This window comes from Xanthomonas sp. WHRI 8393 (genome assembly GCF_040203315.1).
In the GTDB taxonomy this organism is placed as follows: Bacteria; Pseudomonadota; Gammaproteobacteria; order Xanthomonadales; family Xanthomonadaceae; genus Xanthomonas; species Xanthomonas arboricola.
Window position 1 is genome coordinate 1,202,074 of record NZ_JBEGGL010000001.1, and the last position, 22,643, is coordinate 1,224,716.

18 protein-coding genes and 5 tRNA genes are annotated in these 22,643 nt (G+C 63.6%); all 23 read left to right on the forward strand.

What is annotated here, in order from left to right; all coding sequences use genetic code 11:
• Window positions 1-2: 2 nt before the first annotated feature.
• The 23 genes from ABQ137_RS05130 to rpsG all read left to right on the forward strand — a co-directional run bounded on the left by ABQ137_RS05130 (window position 3) and on the right by rpsG (window position 22,554).
• Complete coding sequence (locus ABQ137_RS05130; protein ID WP_349781406.1) at window positions 3-1,691, forward strand: tetratricopeptide repeat protein; 1,689 nt, start codon at window positions 3-5, stop codon at window positions 1,689-1,691.
• Window positions 1,688-2,341, forward strand: coding sequence for a lipoprotein insertase outer membrane protein LolB (gene lolB / locus ABQ137_RS05135; protein WP_349781408.1), 654 nt, complete (start codon window positions 1,688-1,690; stop codon window positions 2,339-2,341). Before ABQ137_RS05130 ends, lolB begins: the two co-directional genes overlap by 4 nt.
• Window positions 2,323-3,210, forward strand: a complete 888-nt coding sequence (gene ispE / locus ABQ137_RS05140) for a 4-(cytidine 5'-diphospho)-2-C-methyl-D-erythritol kinase (RefSeq protein WP_349781410.1) — start codon at window positions 2,323-2,325, stop codon at window positions 3,208-3,210. Before lolB ends, ispE begins: the two co-directional genes overlap by 19 nt.
• Window positions 3,211-3,213: 3 nt before the next feature.
• Window positions 3,214-3,290: transfer RNA gene (locus ABQ137_RS05145), tRNA-Gln, on the forward strand.
• Between the two features lie 186 nt (window positions 3,291-3,476).
• On the forward strand, window positions 3,477-4,436 hold the full coding sequence (locus ABQ137_RS05150; RefSeq protein WP_002811729.1) for a ribose-phosphate diphosphokinase: 960 nt from the start codon (window positions 3,477-3,479) through the stop codon (window positions 4,434-4,436).
• 110 nt (window positions 4,437-4,546) lie between these two features.
• Entirely contained in the window at window positions 4,547-5,182 is a 636-nt protein-coding gene (locus ABQ137_RS05155) for a 50S ribosomal protein L25/general stress protein Ctc (protein WP_016900688.1), read from the forward strand.
• A 49-nt stretch (window positions 5,183-5,231) separates the two neighbouring features.
• Window positions 5,232-5,816: an aminoacyl-tRNA hydrolase gene (pth, locus tag ABQ137_RS05160; protein WP_054591843.1), complete on the forward strand. Its 585-nt coding sequence runs from the start codon at window positions 5,232-5,234 to the stop codon at window positions 5,814-5,816.
• A 74-nt stretch (window positions 5,817-5,890) separates the two neighbouring features.
• Window positions 5,891-6,982, forward strand: coding sequence for a redox-regulated ATPase YchF (gene ychF / locus ABQ137_RS05165; protein WP_054591844.1), 1,092 nt, complete (start codon window positions 5,891-5,893; stop codon window positions 6,980-6,982).
• Window positions 6,983-7,136: 154 nt separating this feature from the next.
• Window positions 7,137-7,222: transfer RNA gene (locus ABQ137_RS05170), tRNA-Tyr, on the forward strand.
• A gap of 29 nt (window positions 7,223-7,251) precedes the next feature.
• Window positions 7,252-7,325: transfer RNA gene (locus tag ABQ137_RS05175), tRNA-Gly, on the forward strand.
• A gap of 33 nt (window positions 7,326-7,358) precedes the next feature.
• Window positions 7,359-7,434 (forward strand) — tRNA-Thr (locus ABQ137_RS05180).
• Between the two features lie 46 nt (window positions 7,435-7,480).
• The gene (tuf, locus tag ABQ137_RS05185; RefSeq protein WP_003486726.1) at window positions 7,481-8,671 is read left to right on the forward strand and encodes an elongation factor Tu; all 1,191 of its coding nucleotides are present in this window, start codon (window positions 7,481-7,483) and stop codon (window positions 8,669-8,671) included.
• A 106-nt stretch (window positions 8,672-8,777) separates the two neighbouring features.
• Window positions 8,778-8,853 (forward strand) — tRNA-Trp (locus tag ABQ137_RS05190).
• A gap of 49 nt (window positions 8,854-8,902) precedes the next feature.
• Window positions 8,903-9,313: a preprotein translocase subunit SecE gene (gene secE / locus ABQ137_RS05195; RefSeq protein WP_016900684.1), complete on the forward strand. Its 411-nt coding sequence runs from the start codon at window positions 8,903-8,905 to the stop codon at window positions 9,311-9,313.
• 13 nt (window positions 9,314-9,326) lie between these two features.
• A complete protein-coding gene (nusG, locus tag ABQ137_RS05200) occupies window positions 9,327-9,884 on the forward strand; it encodes a transcription termination/antitermination protein NusG (protein WP_047128216.1) in 558 nt (185 codons plus the stop codon).
• A gap of 199 nt (window positions 9,885-10,083) precedes the next feature.
• Window positions 10,084-10,512, forward strand: a complete 429-nt coding sequence (gene rplK / locus ABQ137_RS05205; RefSeq protein ID WP_046345810.1) for a 50S ribosomal protein L11 — start codon at window positions 10,084-10,086, stop codon at window positions 10,510-10,512.
• A gap of 3 nt (window positions 10,513-10,515) precedes the next feature.
• Window positions 10,516-11,214, forward strand: coding sequence for a 50S ribosomal protein L1 (rplA, locus tag ABQ137_RS05210; protein WP_016900681.1), 699 nt, complete (start codon window positions 10,516-10,518; stop codon window positions 11,212-11,214).
• A gap of 549 nt (window positions 11,215-11,763) precedes the next feature.
• Window positions 11,764-12,297 (forward strand): 50S ribosomal protein L10, encoded by a 534-nt coding sequence (gene rplJ, locus ABQ137_RS05215; RefSeq protein WP_016900680.1) that lies wholly within the window; start codon window positions 11,764-11,766, stop codon window positions 12,295-12,297.
• A gap of 54 nt (window positions 12,298-12,351) precedes the next feature.
• Window positions 12,352-12,717 (forward strand): 50S ribosomal protein L7/L12, encoded by a 366-nt coding sequence (gene rplL / locus ABQ137_RS05220; RefSeq protein ID WP_008574194.1) that lies wholly within the window; start codon window positions 12,352-12,354, stop codon window positions 12,715-12,717.
• 294 nt (window positions 12,718-13,011) lie between these two features.
• Window positions 13,012-17,163, forward strand: coding sequence for a DNA-directed RNA polymerase subunit beta (rpoB, locus tag ABQ137_RS05225; RefSeq protein ID WP_184516311.1), 4,152 nt, complete (start codon window positions 13,012-13,014; stop codon window positions 17,161-17,163).
• Between the two features lie 100 nt (window positions 17,164-17,263).
• Window positions 17,264-21,478: a DNA-directed RNA polymerase subunit beta' gene (gene rpoC / locus ABQ137_RS05230; RefSeq protein ID WP_024938569.1), complete on the forward strand. Its 4,215-nt coding sequence runs from the start codon at window positions 17,264-17,266 to the stop codon at window positions 21,476-21,478.
• A gap of 221 nt (window positions 21,479-21,699) precedes the next feature.
• On the forward strand, window positions 21,700-22,074 hold the full coding sequence (gene rpsL, locus ABQ137_RS05235) for a 30S ribosomal protein S12 (RefSeq protein ID WP_002811712.1): 375 nt from the start codon (window positions 21,700-21,702) through the stop codon (window positions 22,072-22,074).
• 12 nt (window positions 22,075-22,086) lie between these two features.
• The gene (rpsG, locus tag ABQ137_RS05240; RefSeq protein ID WP_005993356.1) at window positions 22,087-22,554 is read left to right on the forward strand and encodes a 30S ribosomal protein S7; all 468 of its coding nucleotides are present in this window, start codon (window positions 22,087-22,089) and stop codon (window positions 22,552-22,554) included.
• Window positions 22,555-22,643: the final 89 nt, after the last annotated feature.

The window sequence follows — 22,643 nt, forward strand, 5'->3', positions numbered from 1 at the left end:
CGATGCCTGTACCGATTCGCATCCTGTGTGTTCTTTTGCTGGTCGCAGTCTCCGCCAGCGCCACTGCAGCACCCAAGAAAGCACCGCCCGCGCCGCCGCCCGGTCGCGCCGGCGCCACCTCGCTGGAGCCGGTGCTCGCCGGCGAATTCGCGTTGCAGGCCGGGCAGTTGGACGATGCCGCCCGCGCCTACCTGGACGCCGCCAAGGCCGAGGCCGGCGACGCCGGGCTGGCCGAACGCGCCGCCCGCATCGCCATGCTGGCCAACGACGACCCGCGTGCGATCGAGGCCCTGGCGCTGTGGCGCTCCCGCGCACCCTCGTCGATGTCCATGCGCAGTACCGAAGCCTCGCTGGCCTTGCGCCGCAACGACCTGCGTACCGCCCGCCGTGATCTGCTCGGCCTGCTCAAGGAGCCAGACCCGCGCGGCTGGCGCTTCGCCCTGATCGCCCTGGCCAATGGCGGGCGCGAGCCGGAAGCCTCCGCCGACGTGCTCGAGGACCTGGTCAAGGCCGGCGCCATCCCCAATCAGATCGAAGCCTGGCAGGAATTCGGCCGGCTTGCCTTGCGCATGGAGCGCCCGGCGCTGGCCAAGCGCATCGTCGACGAAGTGGTGCGCCGCTTCCCCGAAGAGCCGCGCGTTGCCTTGTTGCACGCCACCCAGCTGCAGCAAGAAGGCAAGAACGACGAAGCGCTGGCACTGCTGAAGAATGTCGAGCCGCAGGCGGTCAAGGATTCCGAGCTGCGTGGCGCGCTGGCGTTTGCCTACGACGCCATGGGGCAGACCGAAGCCGCCGCACGGGTGTTGTCGACCGGGCCGCAGGACACCCAGACCTACGGGCTGCGTGCCTCCATGCTGGCCAAGGAAAAGGATCGCACCGCGCTCGAGGCGCTGTACGGCGAGCTCAAGAGCAATGCCGCCAAGCCCGACCCTGACCGCCGCCTGCTGCTCGGCAAGATCGCCGAATTCCTCAAGCGCTACGACGAGGCGGTGGAATGGTATCGCGGCGTGCCCGGCGGCCCGCAGCTGAGCGAGGCGCGCCTGCGCGCCGCCAGCGCCCTGTACGAACTGGGTCGCAAGCCCGAGGCGCTCGCCGAAGCGCGCGCATTGCAGAGCGATGCCACTGCCGACGACGACGCGCGTCGCGACGCCTATGTGCTCGAAGCCGAGCTGCACCAGCGCGCCGACGACGCAGCGGGTGAACTGGATGCCTTCGAGCGCGGCCTGGCCGCCTATCCGGACGACGGCGCGCTGCTGTACGCCCGCGGCCTGGCCTGGGAGCGCCGCGACGATGTCGCGCGTGCCGAGGCCGACCTGCGCAAGATCCTGGTGGCCGAACCGGAAAACGTGGCGGCGCTGAACGCGCTGGGCTACACCCTGGCCGACCGCACCACCCGCTACAAGGAAGCGCTGGCGCTGATCGACCGCGCCCGCACCGCCGACCCGGACAACCCGGCCATCGTCGACAGCTACGGCTGGGTGCTGTATCGCATGGGCCGCACCAAGGAAGCTCTGGTACAGCTGCGCCGTGCCTGGGCGCTGGTCAAGGACCCGGAAATCGCCGCGCACGTGGGCGAGGTGCTGTGGGTCAGCGGCAAGCAGGAGGAGGCACGGCGCTACTTCGATGAGGCGCGGCGTCTGGATCCGGACAACCGCGCGCTGCAACGCGCCGTGGAAAAATTCGGACTATGAGCGGGACGATCCGAACACTGGCCCTGAGCGGGCTGGTGCTGGTCGGGCTGTCGGCCTGCGTCAGCGTGCCGCGCGGGCAGGGCGGTGGCGCCGCAGTGGTCGCGCAGGTTTCCGAGGGTGCGCGGCAGGCCGAAGCCGCACGCCAGGCCTGGCTGCAGGCGCATCCGACCTGGTCGTTCCAGGGCCGGGTGGCGATCAGCAAGGGCAGCAATGGTGGTAGCGGCCGCATCGACTGGCAGCAGGACGGTGCGCAGTATCGCGTGCAGCTCAGTGCGCCGGTAACCCGGCAGAGTTGGGTGCTCACTGGCGACACCGCCAGCGGCGCCGGACGCCTGGAAGGGCTGGAGGGCGGCCCGCGCAGCGGTCCGGATGCCGAGCAGGTGCTGCTGGAAGCGACCGGGTGGACCATCCCGGTCAACCAGATGCCGGACTGGGTGCGCGCGCTGCGCATCGCCGACACGGGCGCCGAACGCGCCGATCTGGATGCGGCCGGGCGACCGCGTACCGTGCAGCAGGATGGCTGGACCATCGACTTTCTCGCCTGGGCGCCGGCCGGCGCCGGGCAACCCGAGCTGCCGCAGCGCATCGAAGCCCGCAACGGCGAGGCCAAGGTGCGCCTGTTGGTCGATCAATGGACGGTATCGCCCTGATGTCCGCGGTGGAGACGGGCTGGTCGGCGTGGCCTGCGCCGGCCAAGCTCAACCTGTTCCTGCAGATTGTCGGGCGCCGCGCCGATGGCTACCACCTGCTGCAGACCGTGTTCCGGCTGCTGGACTGGGGGGACACCATTCATCTTCGTGTGCGCAACGACGGGCTGATCCGGCGCATCGGCGACAGCCTGCCCGGCGTGGCGGAAGACGATGACCTGGTCATCCGGGCCGCGCGCCTGCTGCAATCCAGCGCGGGCACGCAGGCCGGCGCCGACATCCGGGTCGACAAGCGCATCCCCGCCGGCGGCGGCTTCGGCGGCGGATCGTCGGACGCCGCCACCGTGCTGGTCGCGCTGAATGCCTTGTGGGGCCTGGGCTTGCCGGTCCAGACAATGGCCGAGTTGGGGCTGCGGTTGGGCGCCGACGTGCCGGTGTTCGTGCGCGGTCACAATGCCTGGGCCGAGGGTGTCGGCGAGCGACTGACCCCGATCGGTCTCCCGGCGGCGTCCTACGTGCTGGTCGATCCGGGAATTCACGTGCCCACCCCGGTCTTATTTCAATCACGGGAATTGACGCGGGATGCTGCGCCCGTGAAAATAGCGGACTTCGCTTCGGGTTCCCTGCTCGACAATGCGTTCGAGCCGGTCCTGCGGCGCCGTGAACCCGCCATCGAGGCAGTGTTCCAGGCGCTGTCCAGGATCGGGACGCCGCGTTTGACCGGGTCGGGGAGCGGGTGTTTCGTCGAATTCGCCACGCGCGCTGCTGCAGAGCAGGCCATGGCGCAGTTGCCGGACAACCTGAGGGCGTGGGTCGTGGAGGGTGCAGCGCACTCGCCACTGCTCGACGCGCTGGACGCGAGACAGGTTTGATGCAGGGGCGTCGCCAAGAGGCCCAAGGCACCAGGTTTTGATCCTGGCATTCGTAGGTTCGAATCCTACCGCCCCTGCCAGTTGTTGATGCAGGTCCCTCTGCAACAGTGGTACATGCAGGTCCCCTGCAACAGCCGTATATGCAGGTCCCTCTGCAACAGCCCGCACATCCATGTGCGGGGATTGAACAAGAAGCCCGGCATTTGGTCGGCTTTGTCTAGCTCCATCATCGCCCGCACGCTCTTTGCCGCCGCCCGAGAGATCCCATGCAAGACCAACGTAACCTGCTGGTGTTCTCCGGCAATGCCAACAAGCCGCTTGCCCTGAGCATCTGCAAGGAGCTCGGCGTTCGCATGGGCAAGGCGCTGGTCACGCGCTTCTCCGATGGCGAGGTACAGGTCGAGATCGAAGAAAGCGTGCGCCGGCAGGAAGTGTTCGTGATCCAGCCGACCTGCGCGCCGAGCGCGGAAAACCTGATGGAGTTGCTGGTGCTGATCGACGCGCTCAAGCGCGCCAGCGCCGCGTCGGTGACCGCGGTCATCCCGTACTTCGGCTACTCGCGCCAGGACCGTCGCATGCGCTCCTCGCGCGTGCCGATCACCGCCAAGGTCGCCGCCAAGATGATCTGCGCGATGGAGGCCGACCGCGTGTTGACGGTCGATCTGCACGCCGACCAGATCCAGGGCTTCTTCGACGTGCCGGTCGATAACGTCTATGCCTCGCCGCTGCTGCTGGCCGACATCTGGCGCGCCTACGGCACCGACAACCTGATCGTGGTATCGCCGGACGTGGGCGGCGTGGTGCGCGCGCGCGCCGTCGCCAAGCGCCTGGACGATGCGGATCTGGCCATCATCGACAAGCGCCGTCCGCGCGCCAACGTCGCCACGGTGATGAACATCATCGGCGATGTGCAGGGCAAGACCTGCGTGCTGGTCGACGATCTGGTCGATACCGCCGGTACCCTGTGTGCCGCCGCCGCAGCGCTGAAGCAGCGCGGCGCGCTCAAGGTGGTCGCCTACATCACCCACCCGGTGCTGTCCGGCCCGGCAGTGGACAACATCAACAATTCGCAGCTCGACGAGCTGGTGGTCACCGACACGATTCCGCTGAACGAAGCTGCGCGCACCTGCGCCAAGATTCGTCAGCTGAGCGTGGCCGAACTGCTGGCCGAGACCATTCGCCGCATCGCCTTCGGCGAGTCGGTGAGTTCGCTCTACGTCGACTGATGCCGCATTCGGTGCCCGGAGTTCCGGGTGCCGGTACCACGTCTCGCCTGGTCGCGGGTGAGACGCTTCATCGCCGCGAGGCGGTATTCCAATCTAGGTAGTGAAACAACATGGCAAAGACTCACGAAATCAAGGTCGAGCGCCGCGCGAACGAGGGGAAGGGTGCGAGCCGCCGCCTACGTCACGCTGGCGTCATTCCGGCCATCGTTTACGGTGGCGAACTCGAGCCGGTCAGCATCCAGCTCAACCACGAGCAGATCTGGCTTGCCCAGCAGAACGAGTGGTTCTACTCGTCGATCCTCGACCTGAACCTCAATGGCGACGTGCAGCAGGTGCTGCTGCGTGACATGCAGCGCCATCCGTTCAAGCAGCTGATCATCCACATCGACTTCCAGCGCGTCAGCGCCAACGAGAAGCTCAGTGCCGCCGTGCCGCTGCACTTCATCAACGAAGCGGCCTCGCCGGCCGGTAAGTCCAGCGAAGTGGTCGTGACCCATGAACTCAACGAAGTTCAGGTGGTCTGCCTGCCGAAGGATCTGCCGGAGTTCATCGAAGTGGACCTCGGTGCCCTGGAAGTGGGCAACGTGATCCACTTGTCCGAGATCAAGCTGCCGGCCGGTGTGGAAATTCCGGAACTGAAGCTGGGCAAGGAGCACGACGTGGCGGTGGTTGCTGCCAAGCACGTGCGGATCGAGGAAGAAGACGCTGCCGGTGAAGAAGGCAGCGAAGGCGCCGAGACCAAGTAAGCCGTCGGCCGATTCCTCGCACTGCGCGGGATCGGCTGCGGTCACTGGCATGTCTGCACTCCGCCTGATTGTCGGACTCGGGAATCCCGGTCCGGAACACGCGCAAACCCGGCACAACGCCGGGTTTCGTTTCGTCGATGCCCTCGTCGAACGCCATGGCGTGCGCTGGGGGCTGGACGCCAAGTTGTTCGGCGAGACCGCAAAGGTCGAGATCGCCGGGCAATCGGTCTGGCTGCTCAAGCCGGCCACCTTCATGAATCTCAGCGGCAAATCGATCACCGCCGCGTTGCGGTTCTGGAAGATCGAGCCGGAGCAACTGCTCGTTGCACACGACGAACTGGATCTTGCGCCGGGCATCGCGCGGCTCAAGTTCGATGGCGGTCACGGCGGCCAGAATGGCCTGCGCGACACCATTCGCCTGCTGGGGCACGGTAAATTCCATCGCTTGCGGATCGGCATCGGCCATCCCGGCCACAAGGACCGCGTGGTGCCTTGGGTGCTGGGACGGGCAGGGCGCGACGACGACGCGGCAATCGGCGCTGCGGTGGACGCGGCCATCGATATCCTGCCGCTGGCACTGCAAGGTAATTTCAACGAGGCGATGAAGCGCCTGCATACCAGCAGGGATGCGTGATTGGGGATTGGGGATTTGCAGCCGTGCGGCATGGCGAATCTCCAATCCCGAATCCCAAATCCCGGATGTGACCCATGGGTATCAAATGCGGCATCGTCGGCCTGCCCAACGTCGGCAAGTCGACCCTGTTCAATGCGCTGACCAAGGCGGGCATCGCTGCGGCCAATTTTCCGTTCTGCACCATCGAGCCGAACGTCGGCATCGTGCCGGTGCCGGATCCGCGCCTCAATCAACTGGCTGAGATCGTCAAGCCGCAGAAACTGATTCCGACCGCGGTCGAGTTCGTCGATATCGCCGGCCTGGTGGCGGGTGCGGCCAGCGGCGAAGGGCTGGGCAACAAGTTCCTGGCGCATATCCGCGAAGTCGACGCGATCACCCACGTGGTGCGTTGCTTTGAAAACGACGACGTCATCCATGTGAACAACAAGGTCGACCCGATCAGCGATATCGAAACCATCGATACCGAACTGGCATTGGCCGATCTGGACAGCGTGGAAAAGGCGCTCAACCGTGCCGAGCGCAGCGCCAAGGGTGGCGACAAGGATGCTGCGGCGCGCAAGCCGGTGCTGGCCAAGTTGCAGGCCGCGCTGTCCGATGGCAAGGCGGGGCGTGCAGCCGGCCTGGATGACGATGAAAAGGCGCTGGTGCGCGATCTGTTCCTGTTGACGCTCAAGCCGGTGATGTACATCGCCAACGTGCTAGAGGACGGTTTCGAGAACAATCCGCACCTGGACGCGGTGCGTCGGCATGCGTTGGCCGAAGGTGCGGAAGTGGTGCCGGTCTCGGCAGCGATCGAGGAAGAGCTGTCGCAGCTCGACGACGAGGACCGCGACACCTTCCTGGCCGACCTGGGTCTGGACGAGCCGGGTCTGAATCGCGTCATCCGTGCCGCCTACAAGCTACTTGGCCTGCAGACCTATTTCACCGCCGGCGTCAAGGAAGTGCGTGCGTGGACGGTCAGGGCTGGCTCGACCGCGCCGCAGGCGGCAGCGGTGATCCATACCGATTTCGAAAAGGGCTTCATCCGCGCCGAGACGATCGGCTTCGACGACTTCATCAAGCACCGCGGCGAAGCCGGTGCGCGCGACGCCGGGCGTTTGCGTCTGGAAGGCAAGGAATACCGCGTGCAGGAAGGCGATGTGCTGCACTTCCGCTTCAACGTCTGACCGGTTGCGCGCGACCCCGATGGTCGCGCGTTTTCGGCACTGACGATCTGCTCAAAATTTTTGTTGACACCGCATGCATCCCACAACAAAATAACGGGCTGCTTCACCCCGAACCGAATTCGCCTCATCGCGCACCGGTCCGGTAGTAAAAGCTGGAGGGATACCCAAGCGGCCAACGGGGGCAGACTGTAAATCTGCTGGCTTACGCCTTCGGTGGTTCGAATCCACCTCCCTCCACCAGTTTCATGTTGTGGCATGCAGTTCCCGGCGCGGGAGTAGTTCAACGGTAGAACCTCAGCCTTCCAAGCTGATGGTGCGGGTTCGATTCCCGTCTCCCGCTCCATTGAACGCAAATGCATGGCATAATACAAAACTCGCTCACGTAGCTCAGTCGGTAGAGCACCTCCTTGGTAAGGAGGAGGTCGAAGGTTCGATTCCTTTCGTGAGCACCACTACTCAATCGTCTTCAACTCCAAACGATTACCGAGACACGCACCCATGGCAAAAGCTAAATTTGAGCGCACCAAGCCGCACGTGAACGTCGGCACCATCGGTCACGTTGACCATGGCAAGACCACGTTGACAGCCGCGCTGACCAAGATCGGTGCTGAGCGTTTCGGTGGCGAGTTCAAGGCGTACGACGCGATCGACGCGGCGCCGGAAGAGAAGGCGCGCGGCATCACGATTTCGACCGCCCACGTCGAATACGAGTCCCCGACCCGTCACTACGCGCACGTCGATTGCCCCGGCCACGCCGACTACGTCAAGAACATGATCACCGGTGCGGCGCAGATGGACGGCGCGATCCTGGTGTGTTCGGCTGCTGACGGCCCGATGCCGCAGACCCGCGAGCACATCCTGCTCTCGCGTCAGGTCGGCGTGCCGCACATCGTGGTGTTCCTGAACAAGGCCGACATGGTCGACGACGCCGAGCTGCTCGAGCTGGTCGAGATGGAGGTGCGCGAGCTGCTCAGCAAGTACGACTTCCCGGGCGATGACACCCCGATCATCCACGGTTCGGCGCGTCTGGCGCTGGATGGCGACCAGAGCGACATCGGCGTGCCGGCGATCCTGAAGCTGGTCGAGGCGCTGGATTCGTTCATTCCGGAGCCGACCCGCGACGTCGATCGTCCGTTCCTGATGCCGGTCGAAGACGTGTTCTCGATCTCCGGACGCGGCACCGTGGTGACCGGTCGTATCGAGCGCGGCATCATCAAGGTCGGCGACGAAATCGAAATCGTCGGCATCCGTGACACCCAGAAGACCACCGTCACCGGCGTGGAAATGTTCCGTAAGCTGCTGGACCAGGGCCAGGCAGGCGACAACGCCGGTCTGCTGCTGCGCGGCACCAAGCGTGACGACGTCGAGCGCGGCCAGGTGCTGTGCAAGCCGGGTTCGATCAAGCCGCATACCGAGTTCGAAGCCGAAGTCTACGTGCTGTCCAAGGACGAGGGTGGCCGTCATACCCCGTTCTTCAAGGGCTACCGTCCGCAGTTCTACTTCCGCACCACCGACATCACTGGCGCCTGCCAGCTGCCGGAAGGCGTGGAGATGGTGATGCCGGGCGACAACGTGAAGATGGTCGTGACCCTGATCAACCCGGTCGCGATGGACGAAGGTCTGCGCTTCGCCATCCGTGAAGGCGGTCGTACCGTCGGCGCCGGCGTGGTTGCCAAGATCATCAAGTAAGTGCCTGCATCCAGTCGCCTCGCGGCGGCTGGTGCCAAACGAATGGCGGGCCGGCTGAACCGCGGTCCGCCTTCGTTGTCTTAGGGTTTGCGGTAAACGAGTACATACGCCAGTAGCTCAATTGGCAGAGCAGCGGTCTCCAAAACCGCAGGTTGGGGGTTCGAGTCCCTCCTGGCGTGCCACTCCTCTTTCCGGCCCAGCGATTCGGGTCAGATCGGTAACTAGAGCCGGATGAATAGCAAAATCGAGCCTTCCAAAAGCGCGTCTGCTGCAAGCGCTGATATCGTGAAATACGTCATCTCCGCGCTCCTGGTGATCGCGGGGTTGTTTGTGTGGTTCTGGTTTTCTGCGCCCGAGCGCGCCACCCAGTTTGGTGCCTGGACGCCGCAGTTGCGTGCGCTGGCAGTGATCGTGGGGCTGGTGGCCGGCGCATTCGTGTTTTTGGGAACCGGCAAGGGCCGGGAAACCCGTGAATTCATGTCCGAATCCAGGTTCGAGTTGCGCAAGGTGGTCTGGCCGACGCGTCAGGAAGCCATCCGCACCACCTGGGTCGTGATTGTCGTTGTGATCATTCTGAGTTTGCTGTTGGGCGGCTTCGACTTTGTCATCCAGAAGCTCACGCAGTGGTTCCTGGCTCGTTGAGGAGAATCAAGCAGTGAAGCGTTGGTATGTCGTTCACGCCTATTCAGGCTTCGAAAAATCTGTTGCGCAGGCATTGCGTGACCGTATCGCCCGTGCCGAGATGGAAGACCGTTTTGGCGACGTCTTGGTGCCGACCGAAGAGGTCATCGAAATGCGGGCCGGCCAGAAGCGTCGGTCCGAGCGCAAGTTCTTCCCCGGCTACGTGCTGGTGCAGATCGAGACCCACGAAGAGGCCGGTATCCCGCGCATCGACAATGAAAGCTGGCACTTGGTGAAGGAAACTTCCAAGGTGATGGGGTTCATTGGCGGCACTGCCGACCGTCCGCTGCCGATTCGCGACGAAGAGGCCGATGCGATCCTGCAGCGTGTGCAGGACGGTGTCGAGAAGCCGCGTCCGAAGGTGTTGTTCGAGCCGGGTCAGATGGTGCGCGTCACCGACGGTCCGTTCAACGACTTCAATGGCGTTGTGGAAGAGGTCAATTACGAGAAGAGCAGGCTGCGGGTTGCCGTGCTCATCTTCGGTCGCTCCACGCCGGTCGAGCTCGAGTTCGGTCAGGTCGAGAAGGGCTGACACCGGCCGGGCGCCGTCTAGGCGCTCGACTTGAATGCTGCTATAGTGCGCGGCTCGCTGACCTGGCGAACCGCTGGGAACCAATGGCTGCCGCATGGCAGCCATCTGCGTGTGGTCAGAAACGTGAAGCCGGGACACGTGATTTCCCGGTCCGATGGGGAGCCTGCAGTCAAGGCGCTAGCACCCGGAGAGTATTGAAATGGCAAAGAAGATAACTGCTTACATCAAGTTGCAGGTCAAGGCCGGCCAGGCCAATCCTGCGCCGCCGGTCGGCCCTGCCCTGGGTCAGCGCGGTCTGAACATCATGGAATTCTGCAAGGCGTTCAACGCAGCGACGTCCAAGCTGGAGCCGGGTCTGCCGACGCCGGTGGTCATCACCGCGTACTCCGACCGTACCTTCACCTTCATCACCAAGAGCACCCCGGCCAGCGTGCTGCTCAAGAAGGCTGCAGGCGTGAGCTCCGGCTCCAAGCGCCCCAACACCGACAAGGTGGGCAAGGTGACGCGCAAGCAGCTGGAAGAGATCGCCAAGGTCAAGGAAGCCGATCTGACGGCAGCCGAGCTGGAAGCGGCAGTACGCACGATTGCGGGTTCTGCCCGCAGCATGGGTTTGACGGTGGAGGGCTAAGACATGGCACAGAGCAAGCGCGTTAAGGCCATTGCGGCCGCTGTCGTTCCGGGCAAGACCTATGCCTTCGAAGACGCAATCAAGATCCTGAAGACCGTGACCAAGGCCAAGTTCGTCGAGTCGATCGACGTTGCCGTGCGCCTGGGCGTTGACGCCAAGAAGTCCGACCAGCAGGTGCGCGGTTCGACCGTGCTGCCGGCCGGTACCGGCAAGAGCGTGCGCGTTGCGGTGTTCGCGCCGGCCGGTGCCAAGGCTGACGAAGCGCTGGCCGCTGGTGCCGAGGCGGTGGGCATGGACGACCTGGCCGAGAAGATGCAGGCCGGCGATCTGAGCTACGACGTGGTCATCGCCACCCCGGACGCGATGCGCGTCGTCGGTAAGCTCGGCACCCTGCTGGGCCCGCGCGGCCTGATGCCCAACCCGAAGGTCGGCACCGTGTCGGCCAATCCGGGCGAAGCGGTCAAGAATGCCAAGTCGGGTCAGGTGCGTTACCGCACCGACAAGGCCGGCATCATCCACTGCACCATCGGCAAGGCCAGCTTCGATGACGAAGCGCTGAAGTCGAACCTGCAGGCGCTGTTGCTGGACCTGATCAAGGCCAAGCCGGCTACCTCGAAGGGGACCTACCTGCAGAAGGTGTCGGTCAGCTCGACGATGGGCCCTGGCGTGACGGTCGACCAGTCCAGCCTTGCGCTGAAGTGAGTTGAGGGGTCGGGCCTGTCATGGGCCTGACCCGTCTGTGTAGTACAGCATCGTTTTTCCGGCCCGGGTCACCGTGTGCTGGGAGTCCGTTCCCTCCTTTGGGGTAACGGACATTTTGAAGGCGATCGCCGGCATGTCCGGCGGTAGCCGTCAAAGACCGCAGGCGCGGTCAGCGCAGATCGACGACGGGCATGGATGCTCGCTTTGGCAAGGAGTCGCCGTCGATGCAGCGGGATCGCTTAATCAGGTTCGCAAGAGCCGGCCGGCGTAGATGGTGTCGCCCTTCTGGAGCTTTCTGGTTTACGCGCGTCTGGGACATCCCGGATCGAGCCCACTCCAGGTCTAGAACGGCCACCAAAGGAACATCGGTCGATGTTCCCGGCTTCCAGGAAGGAGGCTGCCCTGGACCGCAACCGGCAGGAGCCGCGAGCGGAGTAGTTTGAAGCGGGGATTGGAGATTCGGCATTGGGGATTGGCAGAAGCGGCTTCATCAGCTCTGGCGAATCCCGAATCGCTAATCCCGAATCCCGGCTTTAACGGAGGAGTGCAATGGCTCTCAATCTGTCTCAGAAGCAAGAAGTAGTCGCCGAGCTGGCAGACATCGCCGCCAAGGCTCACTCCTTGATCGCCGCCGAATACGCTGGCATCACGGTCTCCCAGATGACCGCGATGCGCAAGCAGGCCCGCGAAACCGGCGTGTTCTTGAAAGTTGTCAAGAACACCCTGGCTGCGCGCGCCGTTGAAGGTACTGATTTCGCTGTCGTCGCTGACAAGCTGGTCGGTCCTTTGCTGTATGCGTTTTCGATGGAGGAGCCCGGCGCTGCCGGTCGCCTGATCAAGGAATTCGCCAAGGGCAACGACAAGTTGCAGGCCAAGGTCGTGTCCATCGGCGGGGAACTGTTCCCGGCTGGCCATGTCGACGTGTTGGCTTCGCTGCCGACCCGCGATCAGGCCCTGGCCATGCTGGCCCGCGTGCTGTCCGAACCGGCTGCCATGTTTGCCCGTGCCGTCAAGGCCGTGGGCGACAAGCAGGGTGGTGGCGACGAAGCCGCCGCGCCGGTCGCCGAGACTGCCGAAGCTTGATGTCCTAGCGTTCGCTAGAACCCCAATCCAGAAAATCATTTAAAGGTAATCACAATGTCCCTTACCAACGAACAGATCGTCGACGCCATCGCCGAGAAGTCCCTGATGGAAGTGATGGAGCTGGTCAAGGCCATCGAAGAAAAGTTCGGCGTCTCCGCCGCCGCTCCGGTCGCTGCTGCTGCAGCTGGCCCGGCTGCCGTGGTCGAAGAGCAGACCGAGTTCAACGTGGTGCTGACCAACTGCGGCGCCAACAAGGTCGGCGTCATCAAGGCCGTCCGCGCCGTGACCGGCCTGGGTCTGAAGGAAGCCAAGGATCTGACCGAAGCCGGTGGCATGCTGAAGGAAGGCGCGTCGAAGGACGAAGCCGAGAAAATCAAGAAGGAACTGACCGAAGCTGGCGCGACTGTCGAAATCAAGTAAGCAGTCCCTTGCATCGCCAGCGTTTCACGGTGATGCACTGAAGGCTGGGAGCGTAAAGCTCCCGGCCTTTGGCCGTTGATGGAAAGCCGGGATTTGAGAGGCGGAATTCGGGATTCGAAGGCAATCTTCGCGCATCCCCAATCACGCGATTCCCAATCCCCGCTTCACCGAGTTGGTAGTTGGAAGTAGCGGGAGAAGGCGTGCTGGTGCCGGCAATACCAGCGACTTCCAACTGACAATTTTGTTATTTCAGGGCCGCCGCGACGCGGCCCCCGCAGCCTAGGGTGAAGACTCATGACGTCTTATTCGTTCACCGAAAAAAAGCGTATCCGCAAGGACTTCGGCAAGCAGCGCTCGATTCTCGAAGTGCCGTTCCTGCTTGCCATCCAGGTCGATTCCTACCGCGAATTCCTGCAGGAAGACGTGGAGCCGAACAAGCGTAAGGACCTCGGTCTGCACGCGGCATTGAAGTCGGTGTTCCCGATTTCCAGCTACAGCGGCAATGCCGCGCTGGAATACGTGGGCTATAAGTTGGGTCAGCCGGTGTTTGACGAGCGTGAATGCCGTCAGCGTGGCATGAGCTATGGCGCGCCGCTGCGCGTGACCGTGCGCCTGGTGATCTACGACCGCGAGTCGTCGACCAAGGCCATCAAGTACGTGAAGGAGCAGGAGGTCTATCTGGGCGAAATCCCGCTGATGACCGACAACGGTACCTTCATCGTCAACGGCACCGAGCGCGTCATCGTCTCGCAGCTGCACCGCTCGCCGGGTGTGTTCTTCGACCACGACCGTGGCAAGACCCACAGCTCGGGCAAGCTGCTGTACAGCGCCCGCATCATTCCGTACCGCGGTTCCTGGCTGGACTTCGAGTTCGACCCGAAGGACGCGCTGTTCACCCGTATCGACCGTCGCCGCAAGCTGCCGGTGTCGATCCTGCTGCGCGCGCTCGGCTACAGCAACGAAGAGATGCTGGCCGAGTTCTTCGAGATCAATACGTTCCACATCAATCCGGACGAAGGCGTGCAGCTGGAGCTGGTGCCGGAGCGTCTGCGTGGCGAAACGCTGAACTTCGACCTGGCCGATGGCGACAAGGTCATCGTGGAAGCGGGCAAGCGCATCACCGCCCGTCACGTCAAGCAGCTCGAAGCCGCCGGCGTTGCCGCGCTGGCCGTGCCGGACGACTATCTGCTCACCCGCATCCTGTCGCACGACGTGGTCGATGGCTCCACCGGCGAACTGCTGGCCAATGCCAACGACGAGATCACCGAAGACCAGCTGGCAGCGTTCCGCAAGGCCGGCGTCGATGCGGTCGGCACCCTGTGGGTAAACGATCTGGACCGCGGTCCGTACCTGTCCAACACCCTGCGGATCGATCCGACCAAGACCCAGCTCGAAGCGCTGGTCGAGATCTATCGCATGATGCGTCCGGGCGAGCCGCCGACCAAGGAAGCCGCACAGAACCTGTTCCACAACCTGTTCTTCACCTTCGAGCGCTACGACCTGTCCACGGTCGGCCGCATGAAGTTCAACCGTCGCGTCGGCCGCAAGGACGTGCTGGGCGAGTCGGTGCTGTACGACAAGAAGTACTTTGCCGAGCGCAATGACGAAGAATCCAAGCGCCTGGTCTCCGAGCACACCGACACCTCCGACATCCTGGAAGTGATCAAGGTGCTCACCGAGATCCGCAACGGTCGCGGCGTGGTCGATGACATCGATCACCTGGGCAACCGTCGCGTGCGTTCGGTCGGCGAAATGGCCGAGAACGTGTTCCGCGTGGGCCTGGTCCGCGTCGAGCGCGCGGTCAAGGAGCGCCTGTCGATGGCCGAGTCCGAGGGCCTGACCCCGCAGGAACTGATCAACGCCAAGCCGGTGGCTGCGGCGATCAAGGAATTCTTCGGTTCCTCGCAGCTGTCGCAGTTCATGGATCAGAACAACCCGCTGTCGGAAGTCACGCACAAGCGTCGCGTCTCCGCACTGGGCCCGGGCGGTCTGACCCGCGAGCGCGCCGGCTTCGAAGTGCGCGACGTGCATCCGACCCATTACGGCCGCGTCTGCACCATCGAAACCCCGGAAGGCCCGAACATCGGCCTGATTAACTCGCTGGCCGTGTTCGCACGCACCAACCAGTACGGCTTCCTCGAGACGCCGTACCGCAAGGTGCTGGACGGCAAGGTCTCCGACGACGTCGAGTACCTGTCGGCGATCGAGGAAAACGAGTACGTGATCGCCCAGGCGAACGCGCTGACCGACGCCAAGAACATGCTCACCGAGCAGTTCGTGCCGTGCCGGTTCCAGGGCGAGTCGCTGCTCAAGCCGCCGGCCGAAGTGCACTTCATGGACGTCTCGCCGATGCAGACCGTGTCGGTCGCCGCGGCGCTGGTGCCGTTCCTGGAGCACGACGACGCCAACCGCGCACTGATGGGCGCCAACATGCAGCGCCAGGCCGTGCCGACGCTGCGTTCGCAGAAGCCGTTGGTCGGTACCGGTATCGAGCGTGCGGTCGCGCGCGACTCGGGTGTGACCGTCAATGCCTTGCGTGGTGGCGTGATCGAGCAGATCGACGCGGCCCGCATCGTGGTCAAGGTCAACGAGGCAGAAATCGGCGGCGGCACCGATGCCGGCGTGGATATCTACAACCTGATCAAGTACACCCGCTCCAACCAGAACACCTGCATCAACCAGCGTCCGCTGGTGAACGTGGGTGACGTGATCGCACGCGGCGACGTGCTGGCCGACGGCCCGTCCACCGACATCGGTGAGCTGGCGCTGGGTCAGAACATGCTGATCGCGTTCATGCCGTGGAACGGCTACAACTTCGAAGACTCCATCCTGCTCTCCGAGCGCGTGGTGGAAGAGGATCGTTACACCACGATCCACATCGAAGAACTGACCTGCGTTGCGCGCGACACCAAGCTGGGGCCGGAGGAAATTTCTGCCGACATCCCGAACGTGTCCGAGCAGGCCCTGAACCGTCTGGACGAGAGCGGCGTGGTGTACATCGGTGCGGAAGTGCGCGCCGGCGACATCATGGTCGGCAAGGTCACGCCGAAGGGCGAGAGCCAGCTGACTCCGGAAGAAAAGCTGCTGCGTGCGATCTTCGGTGAGAAGGCGTCCGACGTGAAGGACAGCTCGCTGCGCGTGCCCCCGGGCATGGACGGCACCGTCATCGACGTGCAGGTCTTCACCCGCGACGGCATCGAGAAGGACAAGCGTGCGCGTCAGATCGAAGAGTCCGAAATCAAGCGCGTCAAGAAGGACTTCGACGACCAGTTCCGCATCCTGGAAGCGGCCATCTACGCACGTCTGCGCTCGCAGATCGTGGGCAAGGTTGCTAACGGTGGTCCGAACCTGAAGAAGGGCGACAACGTCACCGACGCGTATCTGGACGGGCTGAAGAAGTCCGACTGGTTCCAGCTGCGCATGAAGGACGAAGACGCTGCCGATGCCATCGAGCGTGCGCAGAAGCAGATCCAGGCGCACGAAAAGGAATTCGAGGCACGCTTTGCCGACAAGCGCGGCAAGATCACCCAGGGCGACGACCTCGCACCGGGCGTGCTGAAGATGGTCAAGGTGTTCCTGGCAGTGAAGCGCCGCATCCAGCCGGGCGACAAGATGGCAGGCCGCCACGGCAACAAGGGTGTGGTCTCCAACGTCGTGCCGGTCGAGGACATGCCGTACATGGCCACCGGCGAGCCGGTCGACATCGTGCTGAACCCGCTCGGCGTGCCGTCGCGTATGAACATCGGCCAGATTCTGGAAGTGCATCTGGGCTGGGCCGCCAAGGGCCTGGGTCGCAAGATCCAGCGCATGCTGGAAGCCCAGGCGGCGGTCAGCGAACTGCGCAAGTTCCTGGACGACATCTACAACCACGACAGCGCGATCAATGCACAGCGCGTGGACCTGTCGCAGTTCAGCGATGAGGAGTTGCTCAACCTGGGCAAGAACCTGGTCGATGGCGTGCCGATGGCCACCCCGGTGTTCGACGGTGCCAGCGAAGCGGAGATCAAGCGCATGCTGGAACTGGCCGAACTGCCGCAGAGCGGTCAGACCCAGTTGTACGACGGTCGTACCGGCGAAGCGTTCGATCGCAAGACCACGGTCGGCTACATGCACTACCTGAAGTTGAACCACCTGGTCGACGACAAGATGCATGCACGCTCGACCGGTCCGTACTCGCTCGTCACCCAGCAGCCGCTGGGCGGCAAGGCGCAGTTCGGTGGTCAGCGCTTCGGTGAGATGGAAGTCTGGGCGCTGGAAGCCTACGGCGCGGCCTACACCCTGCAGGAAATGCTGACGGTGAAGTCCGACGACGTGCAGGGCCGCAACCAGATGTACAAGAACATCGTCGATGGTGAGCACGAGATGGTCGCGGGCATGCCGGAATCCTTCAACGTGTTGGTGAAGGAAATCCGCTCGCTGGCGATCAACATGGAACTGGAAGAGTGATCGAGCTGGATCCTGGCGCCGCGACGCGGCGCCGGGATCCGGAACGTAAGGCCCTCGGTTTCATCTCAGCTACGAAATTCCTCCGACCCGGAGATATCAAATGAAAGACCTGCTCAACCTCTTCAATCAACAGCGCCAGACGCTGGATTTCGACGCGATCAAGATCGCGCTGGCATCGCCTGACCTGATCCGTTCGTGGTCCTACGGCGAAGTGAAGAAGCCCGAAACCATCAACTACCGTACCTTCAAGCCCGAGCGTGACGGCCTGTTCTGCGCCGCCATCTTCGGACCGATCAAGGACTACGAGTGCCTGTGCGGCAAGTACAAGCGCATGAAGCACCGCGGTGTGGTCTGCGAAAAGTGCGGCACCGAAGTCACCCTGGCCAAGGTGCGTCGCGAGCGCATGGGTCACATCGACCTGGCCTCGCCGGTCGCGCACATCTGGTTCCTCAAGTCGCTGCCCTCGCGCATCGGCTTGATGCTGGACATGACCCTGCGTGACATCGAGCGCGTGCTGTACTTCGAAGCCTACGTGGTCACCGAGCCGGGCCTGACCCCGCTCGAGCGCCGCCAGCTGCTGACCGAAGAGCAGTACCTGACCGCACGCCAGGAGTACAACGACGACTTCGACGCCGCCATGGGCGCCGAGGCCGTGTACGAGCTGCTGCGCACGATCGACCTGCAGTCGGAAATGACCCGCCTGCGCGAGGAAATCGCCAGCACCGGTTCGGAAACCAAGCTCAAGCGCCTCACCAAGCGCATCAAGCTGATCGAAGCCTTCCTGGAATCGGGCAACCGTCCGGAGTGGATGGTCATGACCGTGCTGCCGGTGCTGCCGCCGGATCTGCGTCCGCTGGTGCCGCTGGATGGTGGCCGCTTCGCGACCTCGGATCTGAACGATCTGTACCGCCGCGTGATCAACCGCAACAACCGTCTGCGTCGTCTGCTCGAGCTCAATGCGCCGGACATCATCGTGCGCAACGAGAAGCGCATGCTGCAGGAATCGGTCGATGCGCTGCTGGACAACGGCCGTCGCGGCCGTGCCATCACCGGCACCAACAAGCGTCCGCTGAAGTCGCTGGCCGACATGATCAAGGGCAAGCAGGGCCGGTTCCGTCAGAACCTGCTCGGCAAGCGCGTGGACTACTCCGGCCGTTCGGTCATCACCGTCGGTCCGTACCTCAAGCTGCACCAGTGCGGCCTGCCGAAGAAGATGGCGCTGGAACTGTTCAAGCCGTTCGTGTTCGCCAAGCTGCAGCGTCGCGGCCTGGCCACCACCATCAAGGCGGCCAAGAAGCTGGTCGAGCGCGAAGAAGCCGAAGTCTGGGACATCCTGGAAGAGGTGATCCGCGAGCATCCGGTGCTGCTGAACCGTGCGCCGACCCTGCACCGTCTGGGCATCCAGGCGTTCGAACCGGTGTTGATCGAAGGCAAGGCCATCCAGCTGCATCCGCTGGTGTGTACTGCATTCAACGCCGACTTCGACGGTGACCAGATGGCCGTCCACGTGCCGCTCTCGCTGGAAGCCCAGCTGGAAGCGCGTGCGCTGATGATGTCCACCAACAACATCCTGTCGCCGGCCAACGGCGAGCCGATCATCGTGCCGTCGCAGGACGTGGTGTTGGGCCTGTACTACATGAGCCGCGCCCTGGAGAACAAGAAGGGCGAAGGCATGGTGTTCGCCAACACCAGCGAAGTGAAGCGCGCCTACGACAACCGCGTGGTGGAACTGCACGCCAAGGTCAAGGTCCGCATCACCCAGGTGGACGTGGAAGCCGACGGCAAGCGCAGCAGCGGCACCTCGATCGTGGACACCACGGTCGGCCGTGCGCTGCTGAGCGAAATCCTGCCCGAAGGCCTGCCGTTCCAGCTGGCCAACACCGAGATGACCAAGAAGAACATCTCGCGTCTGATCAACTCCAGCTACCGTTTGCTGGGCTTGAAGGACACCGTCGTGTTCGCCGACAAGCTGATGTACACCGGCTATGCCTACGCAACCCGCGCAGGCGTGTCGATCGGCATCGACGACATGCTGATCCCGGACGAGAAGAAGGGCATCCTCACCGAGGCCGAAGCCGAAGTGCTGGAAATCCAGGAGCAGTACCAGTCCGGTCTGGTCACCGCCGGCGAGCGCTACAACAAGGTCGTGGACATCTGGTCGCGTACCAGCGAGCGCATCGCCAAGGCGATGATGGACACCATTGGTACCGAGAAGGTCGAAAACGCCAAGGGCGAGACCATCGACCAGAAGTCGATGAACTCGCTGTACATCATGGCCGACTCCGGCGCGCGTGGTAGCCAGGCGCAGATCCGTCAGCTGGCCGGCATGCGCGGCCTGATGGCGCGTCCGGATGGCTCGATCATCGAGACGCCGATCAAGGCGAACTTCCGCGAAGGCCTGAACGTGCAGGAGTACTTCAACTCCACCCACGGTGCCCGTAAGGGTCTGGCCGATACCGCGCTCAAGACCGCGAACTCGGGTTACCTGACCCGTCGTCTGGTCGACGTGGCGCAGGACGTGGTGATCACCGAAGTCGATTGCGGCACCACCGAAGGGTTGATCATGACCCCGATCGTGGAAGGCGGCGACGTGGTGGAGCCGTTGAGGGAGCGCGTGCTGGGCCGTGTGGTGGCCGAGGACGTCTACCTGCCGGGCAACGACGAAGAGCCGATCGTCACCCGCAACACGCTGCTGGACGAAGCCTGGGTTGCCAAGCTGGAAGACGCCAGCGTGCAGTCGGTGAAGGTGCGTTCGACCATCAGCTGCGAGTCCTCATTCGGCGTGTGCGCACGTTGCTACGGTCGCGATCTTGCACGCGGTCACCAGGTCAACATCGGTGAAGCGGTCGGCGTCATCGCCGCCCAGTCGATCGGCGAGCCGGGTACCCAGCTGACCATGCGTACGTTCCACATCGGTGGTGCGGCATCGCGTGCGGCGGCAGTGGACAACATCACCGTCAAGACCACTGGTTCGGTGAAGTTCAACAACCTCAAGTCGGTGGCGCACGCCAGCGGCGCGTTGGTCGCTGTCTCGCGTTCGGGCGAACTGTCCGTGCTCGACGGCCACGGCCGCGAGCGCGAGCGTTACAAGCTGCCGTACGGCGCCACCATCACCGCCAAAGACGGTGATGCGGTCAAGGCCGGACAGAGCGTGGCGAACTGGGATCCGCATAACCACCCGATCGTGTCGGAAGTGGCCGGCTTCATCCGCTTCATCGACTTCGTCGACGGCGTCACTGTCATCGAGAAGACCGACGAACTGACCGGTCTGGCCTCGCGCGAAATCACCGACCCGAAGCGTCGCGGTGCACATGCCAAGGAACTGCGCCCGATCGTGCGCATCGTCGATGGCAAGGGCAACGACCTGACGATCCCGAATACGGATCTGCCGGCCCAGTACCTGTTGCCGCCGCGCTCCATTGTCAACCTGCAGGACGGCGCCGCCGTCGGCGTGGGCGACGTGGTTGCCAAGATCCCGCAGGAAGCGTCCAAGACCCGCGACATCACCGGTGGTCTGCCGCGCGTTGCCGACCTGTTCGAAGCACGCAAGCCGAAGGATCCTGCGATCCTGGCCGAGCGCTCGGGCATCATCAGCTTCGGTAAGGACACCAAGGGCAAGCAGCGCCTGATCATCAAGGACACCGACGGGTCGGAACACGAAGAGCTGATCCCGAAGTACCGCCAGATCATCGTGTTCGAAGGCGAGCATGTGACCAAGGGCGAGACCGTGGTGGACGGCGAGCCGAGCCCGCAGGACATCCTGCGTCTGCTGGGTGTCGAGCCGCTGGCTGCGTACTTGGTCAAGGAAATCCAGGACGTGTACCGCCTGCAGGGTGTGAAGATCAACGACAAGCACATCGAGGTGATCACGCGCCAGATGCTGCGCAAGGTCGAGATCGTCGACCAGGGCACCAGCAAGTTCCTCAACGGCGAGCAGGTCGAGCGCCAGCGCGTCATCGAGGAAAATGCACGCCTGGTCAAGCGCAACGAACTGCCGGCCAAGTACGATCCGGTGCTGCTGGGTATCACCAAGGCCTCGCTGGCCACCGAGTCGTTCATCTCGGCGGCCTCGTTCCAGGAGACCACCCGCGTGTTGACCGAGGCTGCTGTGCGCGGCACCCGCGACAACCTGCGCGGTCTGAAGGAAAACGTGATCGTGGGTCGTCTGATCCCGGCCGGTACCGGCCTGGCGTATCACGCCGGACGTCGCAAGTCGTCGGGTCTGACCGACTCGGAAATGGAAACGCTGTCGGGCAAGCCGGCGGTGGCCGAACCGGTCGCAGCCGTGGCCGACGCTGGCGCGGACGAGGAGTAAGCGCTCCGACGGCGGTCGCAAGACCGCCGTAAGCCAAGCGAAAAGGAGGGCAGGAGGCCCTCCGTTTTCCGGCCTTGGATGGGCCAGCAGGGTTAGAATTCCGTGAAGTTGACGGAGTTTCGTCCTGCCAGCTATACTTCCCTGTCTCGGCGGGCCGTTTTTCGGCCTGCCTTTGTTTTCGTGCAAGGCCGTCTCGGCCTCTCAATCAGAAGAATCAACTGATGACGACGATCAATCAGCTGGTCCGCAAGCCTCGGCAAGCGACCACCTACAAGAGTGCCTCCCCGGCACTGGACAAGTGTCCGCAGCGCCGTGGCGTCTGCACACGCGTCTATACCACTACCCCGAAGAAGCCGAACTCGGCCCTGCGTAAGGTTGCCAAAGTGCGCCTGACGAACCAGGAAGAGGTCATCAGCTACATCGGTGGTGAAGGCCACAACCTGCAGGAGCACTCCGTGGTCCTGATTCGTGGTGGCCGCGTCAAGGATCTTCCCGGTGTGCGTTATCACACCGTCCGTGGTTCGCTGGACGCCGCCGGCGTCGCAAAGCGCCGTCAAGGTCGTTCCAAGTACGGCGCCAAGCGCCCGAAGAGCTAAGGAAACACTCCAATGTCCCGTAAAGGTTCTACTCCGCAGCGCACCGTCCTGCCTGATCCAAAGCATGGCAGCGAAACCATTGCCCGCTTCATCAATATGGTGATGCAAAGTGGCAAGAAGTCGGTTGCTGAGAAAATTGTCTATGGCGCGATGGACGTCATTGGCGAAAAGAATCCGAATGCCGTCGAGCTGGTGCAGAAAGCACTGGACAACGTGGCCCCGGCTGTCGAAGTTAAATCGCGTCGCGTCGGTGGTGCTACCTATCAGGTGCCCGTCGAAGTGCGCTCCTCCCGTCGCATGGCGCTGGCAATGCGCTGGTTGATCGACTCCGCGCGCAAGCGTGGTGAGAACACCATGCCGCGCAAGCTGGCTGCAGAACTGTTGGACGCCTCGGAAAGCCGCGGCGGCGCGATCAAGAAGCGCGAAGAGACGCACCGTATGGCGGAGGCGAACAAGGCGTTCGCACATTACCGCTGGTGACCTCGTGGGCCTTGGTAACGGGGCCCTTCAGCACCATCTGAGTGCTGTTTGCGACGCGTTACGCGTCGCATCCAATCCGAAGGCCGCCG

Bases quoted from the DNA above. Each gene is read 5' to 3' on its own strand.
- ABQ137_RS05130 (WP_349781406.1), top strand. From the start codon at position 3: ATGCCTGTACCGATTCGCATCCTGTGTGTTCTTTTGCTGGTCGCAGTC.
- lolB (WP_349781408.1), top strand. From the start codon at position 1,688: ATGAGCGGGACGATCCGAACACTGGCCCTGAGCGGGCTGGTGCTGGTC.
- ispE (WP_349781410.1), top strand. From the start codon at position 2,323: ATGGACGGTATCGCCCTGATGTCCGCGGTGGAGACGGGCTGGTCGGCG.
- ABQ137_RS05150 (WP_002811729.1), top strand. From the start codon at position 3,477: ATGCAAGACCAACGTAACCTGCTGGTGTTCTCCGGCAATGCCAACAAG.
- ABQ137_RS05155 (WP_016900688.1), top strand. From the start codon at position 4,547: ATGGCAAAGACTCACGAAATCAAGGTCGAGCGCCGCGCGAACGAGGGG.
- pth (WP_054591843.1), top strand. From the start codon at position 5,232: ATGTCTGCACTCCGCCTGATTGTCGGACTCGGGAATCCCGGTCCGGAA.
- ychF (WP_054591844.1), top strand. From the start codon at position 5,891: ATGGGTATCAAATGCGGCATCGTCGGCCTGCCCAACGTCGGCAAGTCG.
- tuf (WP_003486726.1), top strand. From the start codon at position 7,481: ATGGCAAAAGCTAAATTTGAGCGCACCAAGCCGCACGTGAACGTCGGC.
- secE (WP_016900684.1), top strand. From the start codon at position 8,903: ATGAATAGCAAAATCGAGCCTTCCAAAAGCGCGTCTGCTGCAAGCGCT.
- rplK (WP_046345810.1), top strand. From the start codon at position 10,084: ATGGCAAAGAAGATAACTGCTTACATCAAGTTGCAGGTCAAGGCCGGC.
- rplA (WP_016900681.1), top strand. From the start codon at position 10,516: ATGGCACAGAGCAAGCGCGTTAAGGCCATTGCGGCCGCTGTCGTTCCG.
- rplJ (WP_016900680.1), top strand. From the start codon at position 11,764: ATGGCTCTCAATCTGTCTCAGAAGCAAGAAGTAGTCGCCGAGCTGGCA.
- rplL (WP_008574194.1), top strand. From the start codon at position 12,352: ATGTCCCTTACCAACGAACAGATCGTCGACGCCATCGCCGAGAAGTCC.
- rpoB (WP_184516311.1), top strand. From the start codon at position 13,012: ATGACGTCTTATTCGTTCACCGAAAAAAAGCGTATCCGCAAGGACTTC.
- rpoC (WP_024938569.1), top strand. From the start codon at position 17,264: ATGAAAGACCTGCTCAACCTCTTCAATCAACAGCGCCAGACGCTGGAT.
- rpsL (WP_002811712.1), top strand. From the start codon at position 21,700: ATGACGACGATCAATCAGCTGGTCCGCAAGCCTCGGCAAGCGACCACC.
- rpsG (WP_005993356.1), top strand. From the start codon at position 22,087: ATGTCCCGTAAAGGTTCTACTCCGCAGCGCACCGTCCTGCCTGATCCA.